Below are 15,303 nucleotides of genomic sequence, written 5' to 3' on the forward strand. Positions count from 1 at the left end.
CAAGGAGACCTGACATGGCCCACGATTTTGATCTGTTTGTAATTGGCGCCGGTTCCGGCGGTGTTCGCGCGGCGCGCTTTGCCGCCGGTTTTGGTGCCAAGGTGGCGGTGGCCGAGAGCCGCTACCTGGGCGGTACCTGCGTCAACGTCGGCTGCGTGCCGAAGAAATTGCTGGTGTACGGCGCTCACTTCGCCGATGACTTCGAGCAGGCCCAGGGATTTGGCTGGACCCTGGGTGACGCCGACTTCAACTGGCAAACCCTGATCGCCAACAAGAACCGTGAAATTCAGCGCCTCAATGGCATCTACCGCAACCTGCTGGTCAACAGCGGCGTCACGCTGCTGGAAGGCCATGCGCGGATCGTCGATGCCCACCACGTGGAGGTCGATGGCCAGCGCTTCAGCACCGAGCGTATCCTCATCGCCACCGGTGGCTGGCCCCAGGTGCCGGACATTCCAGGTCGCGAACATGCCATCACATCCAACGAGGCTTTCTTCCTGCCGCAGTTGCCCAAGCGCGTGCTGGTGGTGGGCGGCGGCTACATCGCCGTCGAATTCGCCGGCATCTTCCATGGCCTGGGGGCCGACACCACGTTGCTGTATCGCCGCGACCTGTTCCTGCGCGGCTTTGACCGGTCGGTGCGTGAGCACCTGAGCGAAGAGCTGACCAAGCGCGGCCTGAACCTGCAGTTCAACAGTGACATCGCGCGCATCGACAAGCAGGCCGATGGCAGCCTGCACGCCACGCTCAAGGATGGGCGGGTGCTGGAGGCCGACTGCGTGTTCTACGCAACCGGTCGGCGGCCGATGCTCGACAACCTGGGCCTGGAAAACGTCTCGGTGGAACTGGATGACAAGGGCTTCATCGCCGTCGACGAGCTGTTCCAGACCAGCGAGCCGTCGATCCTGGCCCTGGGTGATGTGATTGGCCGGGTGCAGTTGACCCCCGTGGCATTGGCCGAAGGGATGGCAGTGGCTCGTCGCCTGTTCAAGCCCGAGCAATACCGGCCCGTGGACTATGCCCATATTCCCACGGCGGTGTTCAGCCTGCCGAACATCGGCACGGTGGGCCTGACCGAGGAGCAGGCGCGGGAGCAGGGCTACGACGTACAGGTATTTGAAAGCCGTTTCCGCCCCATGAAGCTGACACTCACCGAGTGCCAGGAGCGCACACTGATGAAGCTGGTGGTCGACGCCGGTACCGACCGCGTGCTTGGCTGCCACATGGTCGGCCCGGAGGCGGGCGAGATCATGCAGGGCTTGGCCGTGGCCCTCAAGGCAGGTGCGACCAAGCGGGTGTTTGACGAGACCATCGGTGTGCACCCGACCGCCGCCGAAGAATTCGTGACCCTACGGACGCCGGTCGCAACTAAATAAAATGATACGTATTGGGATGTATCAACTGGTATTTCCAACAGTATCAGTGGATCCATCCCTACGCTACTCCCTTGTCCTTGTCGAGTTGGCGTCGCGTTTGGTTACACTTCTGAAAGACTCGATCTTGTCCCCTCCCGGCGGGCACATGGGCCGTTTCCGATAGCTCGGAGCGCGGCGTCCTACAGCTTCGATCACCCCTCCCGCCATTCTTTTTCAGTTTCCCGATTACATACTGCCGCCGCGCAATGAAGCGCAGGGCAGTGGCCTGTCATGGCATTGCCTGCCACGTAACCATGGGAAACCGAACATGAATACTCAACGCGTAACACTGATTGCGGGCCTGTGTGCCGTTCTCGTCCTGCCCACCGCGATGGCCGCAGATGGTCAGATCGATTTTGTCGGCGAGATCAAGGGCAACACCTGTGAAATCAATGGCGGCAACCCTGACTTCCAGGTGGATTTGCCGTCGGTGACCCTGACTGCCCTGTCTGCCCCAGGCCAAGGCGCGGGTCGCACGCCGTTCGATATCAGGCTGAGTAACTGCACACCGGACACCGGCCGGGTGATGACGTATTTCGAGCCGGGCCCCACCGTCAACCCCTTGACCGGCCGCCTGCGCAATGACGGCGGTGCCAACCAGGCCACCGAGGTGGAGGTGGGCCTGCTCAACGCCAGCCACCAGGCCATGGATGTCAGCAAAGGCGCGGGCGACCAGAACTCCCAGATCGTGGAACTGGTGGCCGGGAACGCCAGGTTGGACTATTTCGCCGAGTACGTCGCGGTTGGCGCCGTTACCCCCGGCAAGGTCCAGACCCGCATTCTGTACTCCATCGTGCACCCCTGATGTACCCGTGGGGCCGGCCGCCGTGCCGGCCTCGCGCTTTCCTGTGCCTGAAGGGAATCATTGCAATGTTCAAGTCATTTCTGGTGTTGCTGGCAGCCTGGCTGCTGGCGGCAACCGCCCATGCCAGTGTGGTCATCGGCACCACACGGGTCATCTATCCGGCCAGTGCCGCCGAAGTCACTGTGCAGGTGTTCAACCGCGACCCCACACCCGCATTGCTGCAGGTGTGGTTGGATGACGGCGACGCCGCCGCCGACCCGCAGGTCATCCAGGTGCCTTTTCTGGTCAGCCCGGCCATGTTCCGCGTGGAGGCCACCAAGGGCCAGGCACTGCGCGTGATGCACACGGGCGAGCCGCTGGCCGCTGACCGCGAGAGCCTGTACTGGCTCAACATGCTGCAAGTGCCGCCACGCGCCGACGGCGCCGCCAACCAATTGCAGATGGCCATACGCACGCGAATCAAGTTGATGTACCGGCCCCTGGGCTTGCCCGGCAAGGCCGCCGACGCCCCCGCTGACGTGCGCTGGCGGCTGGTGAAGGAGGGCGGCCGGCTGGCCTTGCTCGCCGACAACCCAGGCCCCTACGTCGTCAACTTGGGCGAGGTGAACCTGGTGTCGGGCGCGCAAGTGCTGCCGGCGGGCGCCGGGCATGTGTTGCCCTTTGCCCAGACGCGGTTCTACTTGGGTGAGGACGCGTCGCCCACCGATGGCGACGGCAGTGTCCGTTACATTGCCCTGGACGATTACGGTGCCGGTCGGCCAGGCGAGGCCCAGGTAGGGCCGCCATGAGGCGCTTGCCTGCCCGCGCGGCGGTCGTCGCCGCCTGCACTGCCATGCCCGGGGCACTGGTGGCCGAACCCCTCGTGGAGTTCGAGCCGCGATTTCTGCGCCCAGGCGTCTCCGGGGACGTGGACCTGAGTGTGTTTGCCCAGCCGGCCCAGGCGCTGCCCGGCGAGTACTGGCTGGACACCCAGGTCAATGGGCAGGCCCTGGGGCGAGTGCTGGTTCCCTATCGGCGTGATGAGCAGGACGGCCAGGTTCACGCCTGTTTCGACGTGCCCCTGCTCAAGCGGCTGGGCGTGGACATCAGCCGGCTGGACAGTGCCGAGCCGCAATGCCGGCGGCTGACCCAGTGGTTCGCCGACGCAGACCAGCAGTTGGACCTGTCCGCCCAGCGGCTGGCGCTGCAGTTGCCCCAGGCGTGGATGGCCCGTGAGGTACGTGACCAGGTACCCGCCGAACGGTGGGACAACGGTGTCACCAGCGCATTCGCAGGGTATGACCTGTCGGTCTTCGATGTTGCCAGCCCTGATGGCGGCTCCCGCACCCAAGGCTATGCCGGGCTGGCCAGTGGGGTGAACCTGGGGGCCTGGCAGTGGCGCCACCAGGGGGCGTACTCCAGCAACGGCGGTTACCAGGTGCTGGGCCATTACCTTCAGCGCGAGGTGTCAGCCTTGGGTGCCCAACTGCGCATCGGCGCGTTGAATACCCCGGGCGAGCTGTTCGACTCGGTACAGATGCGTGGCGCCTCGCTGTTCAGTGATGACCGCATGCTGCCGGCCTCCCAGCGCGGCTTCGCACCGGTGGTGCGCGGTGTCGCGCGCAGCAACGCGCGGGTGGCGGTCCGTCAGGGAGAGCGGTTGCTGCGCGAAGCCGTGGTACCCCCCGGGCCCTACGTGATCGACGACCTCTACGCGGCCTCGGTAGGCGGCGACCTGCAGGTGACCGTGACCGAAGCCGACGGCAGTGAACAGCGTTTCACCGTGACCAACGCTGCTGCACCCTTGGCCCTGCGTAGCGGGCAAACACGCTTCAGCCTGGGGGCAGGGCAACCGTTGGACCACCCCGAGGCGGCGCCCTGGTTCGTTCAGGGCACCTGGCAACAGGGCGTCAGTGACGCGGTGACGGGTTATGGTGGGGCCATTCTGGGTAGCGGTTATCAGCAGGCGCTGGTGGGCACGGCGTTGAATACGCCCCTGGGCGCAGTCGGCCTGGATGTGGCCCAGGCCCGAACCGATCATGATCAAGGCCACCGGGCGCGGTTGTCCTGGGCGCACCTGCTGGCCGACAGTGACACGCGGTTAGGGCTGAGCGTGCAGCATGCCTTCAGCCCCGGCTATCAGTCGCTGGCCCAGCTTGGGCGGGCGTCGGCGCGGGCCGCCTGGCATGAGCGCACACGCAGCACCGTGAACGTCAATCAGCCGCTGGGCAATGCCTGGGGCCAGCTCAACGCCAGTGCCTGGCGGTCCAGCGGCTGGGGCCCGGGCGGGGACTACCAAGGCTATTCGGTGAGTTATGCGCACCGGTTCGCCTACCTCGGTTACGCCCTGAGCGCCAGCCGCGAGCGCGACGCCCGCGGGCGTGACAGTACGCTGTGGCAACTGAGCCTGAACATGCCACTGGGCGGCTCGCGCGGGAGCCTCACCAGCGGGCTGTCCCACGGCCCCCGTTTCAGCCAGGGACAAGTGGGCTACCGCACCACACACGGGCCCCTGCATTACGGCGCCAGCGTGAGCGCCAGCCAGCCGGGCGACACCGGGTACCTCAGCGGGTACGCCGGTTGGCGCGAACCTTATGGTGAGTACAACCTGGCAGCGGGCCAGGGCAGCGGCAGCCGTCAATTGTCGGCAGGCGCGCGAGGGGCATTGGTGGCCCACGGCGGAGGGATGACCCTGGCCCAGCCGTTGGGTGAGACGTTCGGCATCGTTCAGGTACCCGACGCCGAAGGCGCCCGGTTGGTCAACGGCAGTGAGCTGCGGGTGGACGGGCGCGGGTATGCCATCGTCCCGAGTCTCATGCCCTATCAGGTCAACCGAGTGGACATCGACCCCCTGGGCCTGCCGCTGTCGGTGGAACTGAGCACGAACAGCCAGGAGGTGGTACCACGGGCGGGCGCCGTGCCCTTGCTGCGTTACCCGACGCAGTCCGGGCGCACCGTCCTGATCGAGGTGCGCCACGCCGATGGCGGTCTGCTGCCGTTTGGCGCGCAGGTGAACGATGCCGACCAGGTGCCGGTGGGCGTGGTGGGTCAGGGTAGCCGGGTCCTGGCCCGCGGCCTGAAGACCCAGGGCCAATTGCACCTGCGGTGGGGCGAGCGCGGCGAGCATCGCTGCGTGGCCCGTTATGCCCTGGGCAAACCAGCCGATGGCCTGGAAACGATCAGCGTGACGTGTGAGCAGACCCTGGAGGAGGGAGTATGAAACAGACCAAGGGCTGGGCCCTGGGTTGCCTGTTGGCAGCCAGTGGCCCGCTACATGCGGCTTGCCAGTACTACGACGGGGTCGGGCCCGTGATAAACGCCGCGACGCTGGATTCGCCGATCGTGGTCCCGGCGCTGCTGCCGGTCGGGGCGGTGCTGGATTCGCGCTTGTTCAATGGCCTGTCTACGGGGTTGGAGTGCACCGGCCAAACCGACCAGGAAGCAGGCTGGGTTCAAGCGCCCTTGGCCGGCGCCGGCATCATCGAGATGGAGGGGGTTTACGCGACCAGTGTGCCCGGCGTCGGTATCCGTATCAGTGACCAGGTATCACGCCAGCCATACCATTGGCCGCGTCAGCGGGCCCCGCTTGCTGCCGGCCATTACACCCCTCGAGCCAGCTACCTGGTGGAATTGATCAAGACCGGCCCGGTTATCGAAGGCCGGCTGCGACTGCCGGTGGAGGCCGTTTCACAGCGCTACGGCGCGCTGGAGCCTACCCGGCTGCGGTTTCTGACCCAGGAAGTAGAGGTTGTGCTGGACAAGCCAACGTGCAGCGTCGCCGCTGATGCCTACCGGGTGCCGGTGGACCTGGGGGCCCATCACCCACGCGACTTCAATGGCGTGGGCAGTGGTACTACCCCCCAATCGTTCAGTTTGCGCCTGGCGTGCCAGGGTGGCCGCGGCGGTGACCGTTTGTTCATCCACGTGACACTGACCGATGCCACGGCCCCTGGCAACCGTACCGACGTGCTCAGCCTGCGCAGCACCGCCACGGCGGCCGGGCTGGGCGTCCAGGTGTTGCGCGCCAATGGCCAGACGGTGCGCTTCGGCGCCGATTCGGCGGCGGTGGGCAACCCGGGGCAATTTCTGGCGGGCTCGGTCGCGCAGGGCGAAGCGGTGTTCGAACTGCCGTTGAGCGCGCGTTATGTGCAGACCGCGGCGGTCGTCACGCCGGGCACGGCGGGCGCGCTGGCGACGTTCACATTTGCCTACAACTGATCTCCATGCAATTCTTCTATATATTAGGCAGGCTGATAGGCAAAACCAATCACGCACATCAGCTTTGCCAATGAGCGTTCCGGGGCGCATGTGTCTAGTATGAGCCTCACAACGTTTTCACCCGTTCGACAACCCATGGAGATTTACCGATGCCGATCATCAACAGCCAAGTCAAACCTTTCAAAGCCCAGGCTTACCACGGCGGCAAGTTCGTTGAAGTCACCGAAGCCGACCTGAAAGGCAAATGGTCTGTCGTGTTCTTCTACCCAGCCGACTTCACTTTCGTCTGCCCAACCGAACTGGGCGACCTGGCTGACAACTACGCGCAGTTCAAAGACCTGGGCGTTGAAATCTACGGCGTGTCCACCGACACCCACTTCACCCACAAAGCCTGGCACGACACCTCGGAAACCATCGGCAAGATCCAGTACCCGCTGATCGGTGACCCGACCCACGTCATTTCGCGCAACTTCGACGTGCTGATCGAAGAAGCCGGTATCGCTGACCGTGGCACCTTCGTGATCAACCCTGAAGGCCAGATCAAGATCGTCGAACTGAACGACGGTGGTGTAGGCCGCGACGCTTCCGAGCTGCTGCGCAAAGTCAAGGCTGCCCAGTACGTTGCCGCTCACCCGGGCGAAGTCTGCCCAGCCAAGTGGAAAGAAGGCGAAGCCACCCTGGCTCCGTCCCTGGACCTGGTCGGCAAGATCTAAGTCCCCATGGCGATGATCGGCTGCATCATCCCATAGCTTCATCATCGCCCTGAACACGCCCGGGCGACTTCGCCCGGGCGTTGTTTTTTATACTGTCTGAAAAAAGGAATCGCCCGCATGTTGGACGCCAATCTTAAAGCCCAGTTGAAGTCGTACCTGGAACGGGTCACCCAACCGATCGAGATCGTCGCCTCCCTCGATGACGGCGCGAAGTCCCAGGAATTGCTCAGCCTGCTGCGTGACATCCAGACCCTGTCGGACAAGATCACGCTGCTGGACAACGGGAATGACGCACGCAAGCCGTCATTCTCCATCAATCGCCCGGGTGCCGATATCAGCCTGCGTTTCGCGGGTATCCCCATGGGCCACGAATTCACCTCCCTGGTGCTGGCACTGCTGCAAGTCGGCGGCCACCCTTCCAAGGCGAGCGCCGACGTGATCGAACAGATCGCCGGGCTCAAGGGCGAATTCAACTTTGAAACCTACTTCTCGCTGTCGTGCCAGAACTGCCCGGACGTGGTCCAGGCGCTGAACCTGATGGCGGTGCTCAACCCCAACGTGCGCCACGTGGCCATCGACGGTGCCTTGTTCCAGGCCGAAGTCGACGCCCGCCAGGTGATGGCGGTGCCCAGCCTGTACCTCAATGGCGAAGTGTTCGGCCAGGGCCGCATGGGCCTGGAAGAAATTCTGGCCAAGATCGACACCAGCGCCGGTGACAAGGCGGCCGAGAAGCTCAACGCCAAGGACGCTTTCGACGTGCTGGTGGTCGGTGGTGGCCCAGCCGGTTCCGCGGCAGCCATTTACGCTGCGCGCAAAGGCATCCGTACCGGCGTCGCCGCCGAGCGTTTCGGCGGCCAGGTATTGGACACCATGGCCATCGAGAACTTCATCTCGGTGCAGCACACCGAAGGCCCGAAACTGGCCGTTGCCCTGGAAGAGCACGTCAAGGAATACGACGTCGACATCATGAACCTGCAGCGCGCCGAAGCACTGATCCCGGGCAAGGACGGGCAACTGCACGAAGTGCGTTTCGCCAGCGGCGCGAGCCTCAAGGCCAAGACCGTGATCCTGGCCACCGGGGCGCGCTGGCGCGAAATGAACGTGCCCGGCGAACAGGAATACCGCAACCGTGGCGTGGCCTACTGCCCGCACTGTGATGGTCCCTTGTTCAAAGGCAAGCGCGTGGCGGTGATCGGTGGGGGTAACTCGGGTGTCGAGGCGGCCATCGACCTGGCCGGCATCGTCGCCCACGTCACCCTGCTGGAGTTCGACGGCCAACTGCGTGCCGACGCGGTGCTGCAACGCAAGCTGCACAGCCTGCCGAACGTCACCGTCATCACCAGCGCCCTGACCACCGAAGTGACCGGCGATGGACAGAAGGTCAACGGCCTGCGTTACAAGGACCGCCAGACCAGCGAAGTGCACACCGTTGACCTGGAAGGTATCTTCGTGCAGATCGGCCTGCTGCCAAACACCGACTGGCTCAAGGGCACCATCGAGCTGTCGGCCCGTGGTGAAATCATGGTCGATGCCCGTGGTGAAACCGACCTGCCGGGTATCTTCGCGGCGGGCGACGTGACCACCGTGCCGTTCAAGCAGATCGTCATCGCCGTGGGCGAGGGCGCCAAGGCCTCCCTGGCCGCCTTCGACCACCTGATTCGCACCTCCGCGCCGGCCTGATCACCCGGCATCTGCAAAAAGCCCGCTGGCCTCATGAAGGTCAGCGGGCTTTTTTGTGGCAACGGACGGCTGTCAGAAATTCGGCTGAATGATCTCAACCCAGTATTCGTCCGGGTCCTTGATGAACGCGATGTTCTTCATGCGGCCATCCGTCAGGCGCTTCTGGAAGTTCACGCCCAGGGTTTCGAATCGTTCGCACGCGGCCTGGATGTCAGGTACCGACACGCAGATATGGCCAAAACCGCGCGGGTCGGTATTGCCATTGTGGTAGGCGAAATCGGCATCGTGCTCGGTGCCGTGGTTGTGGGTCAGCTCCAGGATGCCCGGAATCGACTTCATCCAGGTGTGGCGCTCGGCATCGTCACTCGGGATCTGCGCTTTGTCCACCAGCGCCAGGAAGTACAGGCTGAACTGGGCGTCAGGGAAGTCGCGCTTTTCCACGAGGCTGAAACCCAACACACGGGTATAGAAGTCCAGCGATTGCTCGATGTTCTTCACCCGCAGCATGGTGTGGTTGAAGACAAACTGCTGGGTGGCGGCATCAGGCTCGGCGGTCACGCCGGGAAAGGTGTTCAATTCATGCAGGCTCATGGGAACTCCGAACAGGAAGATAAACGGCGATGAAACGACCAAGTCGTTCCAACACAATGGGATAAGAGTTCTTGTTAAGGCCTGCCATGATACGCAACTGTGGCGCTCAGGCCAAATGCGCGGGGTATAAACACGAATCGCGGGCAATAAGAAGCCCGCCGAAGCGGGCATTGGGGCGCTAGTCCATTAGCAGATTCCATCCTGTAAGATTTGATGTGAAAATCCTGTGAAAAAAAATCGACGTGACTCGCCGTCTGTCAACGCCTGACCCAGCTTTCCACGGTGGCCGGCCCATACTGCTGTTTCCACGCTTTGAGACCACGGTGGTTGCCGCCCTTGGTCTCGATCAATTCGCCGGTATGCGGGTTCTCGTAGACCTTGACCACGCGCGGGCGGCGATGCTGGCGCGGCGGGTTGAAGGTGGCGCGCTGCAGCCCGCGGGCCGGGTCGAGAATGGCGACGATATCGCGCAGGCCTTTGCCATACTGCTTCATCAGTTCCAGCAGTTGCTGTTCGAACTCGATTTCCTTTTTCAGGCCCGTGTCATTCTTCAGGGCTTCCAATTGGGCCAGCTGTAGTTGAAGTGCCTTTTCGGCGGCACGAAACTCGGCGAGTCTGGACAATGGCGTTCTCCAATCTTTTATTCATGAGTGTATCGGCCACGCGCCCGCTTTGGCGGGCGGCCAAGGCGCACGGTAATGAAGTTGCAGGCACATCGTGAGGGCTACGGCTTGAAAGAATAGTAGGCCTTGGCGGGGAAGTAAATGGCAATACACAGGGGCTTGTCAACTGTCGCTAACAAGCCGGTTATTCGCATCCTTTTAATTGTAGGAAATAACGCGTAGGTGTTTCCGATTACTTTGTAAGAACTTTCTCGTAGTGCGACAAGTTTCTGCCTAAGTATTAATCAATTGGTGCGAGTTCGTAGCACCGGCACCGCTAACCCAGTGCCCGGATATGGTGCCGATACTGCAGGTACACCTGTTCATAGGCCTGCACGTGCGCAGGTACCGGCCGGGCCGCCAGGCTGTCTTCCAGGTGTACGCAGCGCTCGCACAACGCAGGCAGTTCGGCGACGTTATCGCACCAGGCCGCCTGGATCGCGGCGCCCAGTGCCGCAGCCTCGGCTTCCCGCGGGCAGGTGATGTCGGTGTTCATGATATCGGCCACCATCTGCCGCCAGGCGGCGCTGCGTGCGCCGCCGCCGATCAGGCGTATGCTCTGGCTGCTGAGGCCGGCGCTGCGTAACAGGTCCAAACCGTAGCGCAGGCCGAAGGTGGTGCCTTCCACGGCCGCGCGGCACAGGTTCGCGGCGGTCAGGTTGCCGGGCGTCAGCCCCAGCAGGCTACCGGTGGCATGGGGCAGGGCGGGCACCCGCTCGCCATTGAGAAACGGCAGCATCAGCACGCCCTCTGCGCCGATGGGGGCCATTTCCACCTGGCGGTTGAAGGCCTCCAGGCTCAGCGCGAACAGGTCGCGCACGGCCCGGGTGACGTTGGTCAGGTTCATGGTGCAGATCAGCGGCAGCCAGCCGCCCGTCGACGAACAGAACGTGGCCACTTCCGGCTCCACGCTGACCCGGGGCTGGTCGCTGAACGCGTAGACGGTGCCGGACGAGCCCAGGCTCATGGTCACCACCCCGGGCTGGATGTTGCCGGTGCCGATCGCGCCCATCATGTTGTCGCCGCCGCCACTGCTGACCCGCGCCTGGGGGTTCAAGCCCAGGCGCCGCGCCACGTCGGGCAGCAGGGTGCCCACTGCCTGGCGCGGTTCGATCAGGGTGGGCAGGGCCTGTTGCAGGCGCCCCGCGGGGTCGATGTCACGCAGCATCTGCAGGTCCCATTGGCGCTGCCGTACATTGAAGTAACCGGTACCGGAGGCGTCGCCATATTCGCTGCACGCACGGCCCGTGAGCCAGAAGTTCAGGTAGTCGTGGGGCAGCAGGATGCGAGCGATCTGGCGGAACACCTCGGGGTGTTCCTCCAGGGTCCACAAGAGCTTCGACACGGTGTAGCCCGGGGCGATGGCCACGCCCAGGCGGTCCAGGGAGCCCTGGGTGCCGCCCAGGTGATCCAGCAACCGCTGGTTCTGCGCGCTGGACTCGGTGTCGCACCACAGCTTGGCCGGGCGCAACACCTGGCCATGGCGGTCGAGCAGTACCAGGCCGTGTTGCTGGCCCGATACGCCAACGCCGCGCACCTGCTGGCCGTCGACCCCCGCTTCGGCCAGTGCCTGGGCGGTGGCCAGGCACAGGGCCTCGACCCACTGCGCGGGGTCTTGTTCGCGCCGCCCGCCGTCCCCGCTGAGCAGGTCATGGGGGGCGCTGCCCTGGCCCAGTACCCGGCCGCCTACGGGGTCTAGCACCAGTGCCTTGGTGCCTTGGGTGCCGCAATCGATGCCCAGGTACATGGCCTTACTCCTCGTAGCTCAGCAGCCGTTCCAGGGTTTTATCCACGCCCAGCTGGCGCAGGTGCTTGAGCTGGTTCTCGAACGCGGCGACAAAGGCCGCCGATTGCGGAATACGCGTACCGAATATCTCTTCCACCCCCAGTAGCCGTTGCGTCAGCATCACGTCGTCGGCCACCAGGGCCTGGCAAAACTCGGCCCGTGGGTCGGGAATGCTGTAGTGCGTGCCGTTCTCGTCCACGCCCTTGAGGTACAGCGCCCAGGCGGCCACCACCAGGGCGGCGCGGTCCAGCGGGACACCATCTTCGATCAGGCGGTTGAGGGTGGGAATGGTGAACTTGGGAAACTTCGACGAACCGTCGGAGCACACCCGCTCCAACTGGTCGGCGATGGCCTGGTTGCTGAAGCGCTCGATCAGGGTGTCCTTGTAGCCTTCCAGGTCGATGCCGGGCACCGACGCCAGTTGCGGGGTCACGTCGCGGTCCATGTAGGCGCGGATGTAGCGCACGAACAACGGGTCGTTCATGGTTTCGTGAACGAAGCGGTAGCCCTTCAGAAAGCCCAGGTACGTGAGGGCCAGGTGGCTGCCGTTGAGCAGTTTGATCTTCATGTCTTCATAGGGTGTGACGTCGTCGGTGAACTGCACTCCAACCTTCTCCCAGGCCGGGCGGCCGTTGTTGAACCTGTCCTCCAGCACCCATTGCACGAAAGGCTCGCACACCACCGGCCAGGCGTCTTCCACGCCATGCTGCTGCAGCAGGTGGCGCTTGTGGGCCTCGCTGGTCATGGGGGTGATGCGGTCGACCATGGCGTTGGGAAAGCTGACCTTTTGGTCGATCCACTCCGCCAACCCCGTGTCACGCAGCCGCGCGAACGCCAACAACGCCTTGCGCGCCACGGCACCATTGTGCGGCAGGTTATCGCAGGACATCACCGTGAACGCCGGAATGCCCGCCTCGCGGCGCCGCGCCAGGGCGGCGCAGAGAAAGCCGAACACCGTGCGCGGGGCGGTGGGGTGCTCCAGGTCATGCTGGATGGCCGGGAGGTCGGCCATGAACTCCCCCGTGCTGTCGTCCATGCAGTAGCCGCCCTCGGTGATGGTCAGCGAGACGATGCGGATGGCCGGGGCCGCCAGCTTGTCGATCAGCGCCTGAGGGTTGTCCTCGCCCAGCAGCATGCCACTGATCGCGGCGATGACACGCACCTGGTGGCCTGAACCGTCACCCAGCTCCACCAGGGTGTAGAGCGAGTCCTGGCCCGCCAGGGCATCGCGCATTTTCTCGTCGTCCTTGCGCAGCCCGGCGCCGCAGATGGCCCAGTCCAGGCCCTCGCCGGTGTTCATCAACGCATCGGTGTAGAACGCCTGGTGGGCGCGGTGGAAACCGCCCACGCCAATGTGGACGATGCCCTGGCTGATATCACTCTGGGCATACTGGGGGCGCTTGATGTGTTCGGCCAGTTGGCCGAGGTTGTCACGGGTCAGTTTCATCGGTCCGTATCCTTTCAGGCCGCGGCCTGCAATGGCTTGGCCACGGCGACGCCCTGGGCGTCGAACAGGTGGCAGTGGTGGGGCGGCAGGTGCAGGTTCAGGCGTTCGCCATACTGGCTGGCCAAGTCACCGCGTATGCGCAGGGTCAGGGGTTCGCCGGAATCGGTGACGACATGGCAGAACGTATCGCTGCCCAGGCGTTCGCCGACATCGGCGGTCACCGCCAACGACGGCTGGCCAGGTTGCGCCAGTTCCAGGTGCTCGGGGCGGATGCCCAGGGTCACCTCGCTGCCCACGCTGAGCGTGGCGTTGCTGCGCGCCAGGCTCACGCGGGTGCCGGCCGTCAGTTCCACGTCGCACCCCTGACTGTCCACCCGGCTGACCCGGCCCTTGAGGAAGCCCATTTTCGGTGTGCCCAGAAAGCCGGCGACGAACAGGTTGGCGGGATGATGGTACAGCTCCAGCGGCGAGCCCACCTGCTCGATGCGCCCGGCACTGAGCACCACCACCTTGTCGGCCAGGGTCATGGCCTCCACCTGGTCGTGGGTGACGTAGATCATGGTGGCTTGCAGTTCCTTGTGCAGCCGCGCCAGTTCCAGGCGCATCTGCACCCGCAAGGCGGCGTCGAGGTTGGACAGCGGCTCGTCGAACAAGAAGATCTTGGGGTTGCGCACGATGGCGCGGCCGATGGCCACGCGCTGGCGCTGGCCACCCGACAGTTGCTTGGGCTTGCGCTCCAGCAGCGGTTCCAGCTCCAGGATGCGCGCCGCCTCGCCGACCTTGCGTTGCACCTCGGCCTTGTCGGCGCCGGCCAGGTCCAGGGCGAACGACATGTTCTTGCGCACGGTCATGTGCGGGTACAGGGCATAGGTCTGGAACACCATCGCCAGGTCGCGCTTGGCGGGGCTGACCTGGGTGATGTCGCGGCCGTCCAGTTCGAGCGTGCCGCTGGTGACCTCTTCAAGGCCGGCGATCAGGCGCAGCAGGGTCGACTTGCCGCAGCCCGAGGGGCCGACGAACACCACGAATTCCTTGTCGTTCACCTGCAGGTCGATGCCCTTGATGATCGCCAGGCCTTCAAAGCCTTTTTTCAGGTTTTTTATTTTCAATGTGGCCATGGGGCACTCCAACTGTTTTGTCCTGCTCGATCCCCGGTGGGACCGAACTTACTTGACGGCACCGAACGACAAACCGCGCACCAGCTGTTTCTGGCTGATCCAGCCAAAGATCAGGATCGGCGCGCAGGCCAGGGTCGAGACCGCCGACAACTTGGCCCAGAACAACCCCTCGGGGCTTGAGTAGGAGGCAATCAGCGCGGTCAGCGGCGCCGCGTTGGAGCTGGTCAGGTTCAACGACCAGAACGCCTCGTTCCAGCACAGGATCAGCGACAGCAACAGGGTCGATGCCAGCCCGCCCTTGCTGATCGGCAGCAGTACCCGCAGCATTTCCTGCAGCAACGTGGCGCCGTCCAGGCGGGCGGCTTCGAGGATGTCGCGGGGTATGTCCTTGAAGTAGGTGTACACCATCCACACCACGATCGGCAGGTTGATCAGCGTGTAGATCACGATCAGCGCCAGCTTGCTGTCCAACAGCCCGGAGCCTTTTGCCAGCAAGTAGATGGGCATCAGCACGCCCACCGGTGGCAGCATCTTGGTGGACAGCATCCACAGCAACGTCTGCTTGGTGCGTTTCGTTTCGTAGAAGGCCATGGAATAGGCCGCCGGCACCGCGATCAGCATGCACAGCAGCGTGGCGCTGAACGAGATCAGTACCGAGTTCCAGGCAAAGTGGAAGTAGTCGCTGCGTTCCTGGATGTGCAGGTAGTTTTCCAGTGTCGGGGTGAAGATGAACTGCGGCGGCGTGGCGAAGGCGTCGATCTCGGTCTTGAAGCTGGTCAGCACCATCCAGAAGATCGGGAAGAACAGCAGCAGGGCGATGGCCCAGGCCAGAATGCCCAGCAGCAGGCTTTGCAGACGCCGGTGTTGCTTGAGTGTCAGGTTCATGGCA

The 15,303-nt window shown here is 64.1% G+C and carries 13 protein-coding genes; 7 read left to right on the forward strand and 6 right to left on the reverse strand.

The window, feature by feature from the left end; genetic code table 11:
• Positions 1 to 14: 14 nt before the first annotated feature.
• The 7 genes from gorA (at position 15) to ahpF (ending at position 8,810) form a co-directional block, all read left to right on the forward strand.
• Positions 15 to 1,376, forward strand: a complete 1,362-nt coding sequence (gene gorA, locus HWQ56_RS13140; RefSeq protein ID WP_176570760.1) for a glutathione-disulfide reductase — start codon at positions 15 to 17, stop codon at positions 1,374 to 1,376.
• 307 nt (positions 1,377 to 1,683) lie between these two features.
• Positions 1,684 to 2,220 carry a fimbrial protein gene (locus tag HWQ56_RS13145; RefSeq protein ID WP_158157729.1) on the forward strand — a complete coding sequence of 179 codons (537 nt, stop codon included), beginning with the start codon at positions 1,684 to 1,686 and terminating at the stop codon, positions 2,218 to 2,220.
• Positions 2,221 to 2,285: 65 nt separating this feature from the next.
• Entirely contained in the window at positions 2,286 to 3,008 is a 723-nt protein-coding gene (locus tag HWQ56_RS13150; protein ID WP_176570761.1) for a fimbria/pilus periplasmic chaperone, read from the forward strand.
• Positions 3,005 to 5,419 carry a fimbria/pilus outer membrane usher protein gene (locus HWQ56_RS13155; protein WP_176570762.1) on the forward strand — a complete coding sequence of 805 codons (2,415 nt, stop codon included), beginning with the start codon at positions 3,005 to 3,007 and terminating at the stop codon, positions 5,417 to 5,419. Before HWQ56_RS13150 ends, HWQ56_RS13155 begins: the two co-directional genes overlap by 4 nt.
• Positions 5,416 to 6,417 (forward strand): fimbrial protein, encoded by a 1,002-nt coding sequence (locus HWQ56_RS13160; protein WP_176570763.1) that lies wholly within the window; start codon positions 5,416 to 5,418, stop codon positions 6,415 to 6,417. The genes HWQ56_RS13155 and HWQ56_RS13160 overlap by 4 nt, the downstream gene beginning before the upstream one ends.
• Before the next feature lie 149 nt (positions 6,418 to 6,566).
• The gene (gene ahpC, locus HWQ56_RS13165) at positions 6,567 to 7,130 is read left to right on the forward strand and encodes an alkyl hydroperoxide reductase subunit C (protein ID WP_158157733.1); all 564 of its coding nucleotides are present in this window, start codon (positions 6,567 to 6,569) and stop codon (positions 7,128 to 7,130) included.
• 117 nt (positions 7,131 to 7,247) lie between these two features.
• Entirely contained in the window at positions 7,248 to 8,810 is a 1,563-nt protein-coding gene (ahpF, locus tag HWQ56_RS13170; protein ID WP_158157734.1) for an alkyl hydroperoxide reductase subunit F, read from the forward strand.
• 72 nt (positions 8,811 to 8,882) lie between these two features.
• Here the strand turns inward: ahpF and gloA are convergent, their stop codons facing one another.
• The 6 genes from gloA to HWQ56_RS13200 form a co-directional block, all read right to left on the reverse strand.
• Positions 8,883 to 9,401: a lactoylglutathione lyase gene (gloA, locus tag HWQ56_RS13175; protein WP_158157735.1), complete on the reverse strand. Its 519-nt coding sequence runs from the start codon at positions 9,399 to 9,401 to the stop codon at positions 8,883 to 8,885.
• Positions 9,402 to 9,658: 257 nt separating this feature from the next.
• Complete coding sequence (locus HWQ56_RS13180) at positions 9,659 to 10,024, reverse strand: histone-like nucleoid-structuring protein, MvaT/MvaU family (protein WP_158157736.1); 366 nt, start codon at positions 10,022 to 10,024, stop codon at positions 9,659 to 9,661.
• A 316-nt stretch (positions 10,025 to 10,340) separates the two neighbouring features.
• Entirely contained in the window at positions 10,341 to 11,810 is a 1,470-nt protein-coding gene (gene xylB, locus HWQ56_RS13185; RefSeq protein WP_176570764.1) for a xylulokinase, read from the reverse strand.
• A 4-nt stretch (positions 11,811 to 11,814) separates the two neighbouring features.
• Entirely contained in the window at positions 11,815 to 13,296 is a 1,482-nt protein-coding gene (locus HWQ56_RS13190; RefSeq protein ID WP_176570765.1) for a mannitol dehydrogenase family protein, read from the reverse strand.
• A gap of 14 nt (positions 13,297 to 13,310) precedes the next feature.
• Positions 13,311 to 14,414, reverse strand: coding sequence for an ABC transporter ATP-binding protein (locus HWQ56_RS13195; RefSeq protein WP_158157739.1), 1,104 nt, complete (start codon positions 14,412 to 14,414; stop codon positions 13,311 to 13,313).
• Positions 14,415 to 14,462: 48 nt separating this feature from the next.
• Positions 14,463 to 15,299: a carbohydrate ABC transporter permease gene (locus HWQ56_RS13200; protein WP_176570766.1), complete on the reverse strand. Its 837-nt coding sequence runs from the start codon at positions 15,297 to 15,299 to the stop codon at positions 14,463 to 14,465.
• Between the last annotated feature and the right edge of the window lie 4 nt (positions 15,300 to 15,303).

The sequence above is a fragment of the Pseudomonas eucalypticola genome (assembly GCF_013374995.1).
GTDB classification, from domain to species: domain Bacteria; phylum Pseudomonadota; class Gammaproteobacteria; order Pseudomonadales; family Pseudomonadaceae; genus Aquipseudomonas; species Aquipseudomonas eucalypticola.

What these genes read in the sequence shown, in the direction of transcription:
- gorA (WP_176570760.1), top strand. Translation starts at nt 15, where the DNA reads ATGGCCCACGATTTTGATCTGTTTGTAATTGGCGCCGGTTCCGGCGGT.
- HWQ56_RS13145 (WP_158157729.1), top strand. Translation starts at nt 1,684, where the DNA reads ATGAATACTCAACGCGTAACACTGATTGCGGGCCTGTGTGCCGTTCTC.
- HWQ56_RS13150 (WP_176570761.1), top strand. Translation starts at nt 2,286, where the DNA reads ATGTTCAAGTCATTTCTGGTGTTGCTGGCAGCCTGGCTGCTGGCGGCA.
- HWQ56_RS13155 (WP_176570762.1), top strand. Translation starts at nt 3,005, where the DNA reads ATGAGGCGCTTGCCTGCCCGCGCGGCGGTCGTCGCCGCCTGCACTGCC.
- HWQ56_RS13160 (WP_176570763.1), top strand. Translation starts at nt 5,416, where the DNA reads ATGAAACAGACCAAGGGCTGGGCCCTGGGTTGCCTGTTGGCAGCCAGT.
- ahpC (WP_158157733.1), top strand. Translation starts at nt 6,567, where the DNA reads ATGCCGATCATCAACAGCCAAGTCAAACCTTTCAAAGCCCAGGCTTAC.
- ahpF (WP_158157734.1), top strand. Translation starts at nt 7,248, where the DNA reads ATGTTGGACGCCAATCTTAAAGCCCAGTTGAAGTCGTACCTGGAACGG.
- gloA (WP_158157735.1), bottom strand. Translation starts at nt 9,401, where the DNA reads ATGAGCCTGCATGAATTGAACACCTTTCCCGGCGTGACCGCCGAGCCT.
- xylB (WP_176570764.1), bottom strand. Translation starts at nt 11,810, where the DNA reads ATGTACCTGGGCATCGATTGCGGCACCCAAGGCACCAAGGCACTGGTG.
- HWQ56_RS13190 (WP_176570765.1), bottom strand. Translation starts at nt 13,296, where the DNA reads ATGAAACTGACCCGTGACAACCTCGGCCAACTGGCCGAACACATCAAG.
- HWQ56_RS13195 (WP_158157739.1), bottom strand. Translation starts at nt 14,414, where the DNA reads ATGGCCACATTGAAAATAAAAAACCTGAAAAAAGGCTTTGAAGGCCTG.
- HWQ56_RS13200 (WP_176570766.1), bottom strand. Translation starts at nt 15,299, where the DNA reads ATGAACCTGACACTCAAGCAACACCGGCGTCTGCAAAGCCTGCTGCTG.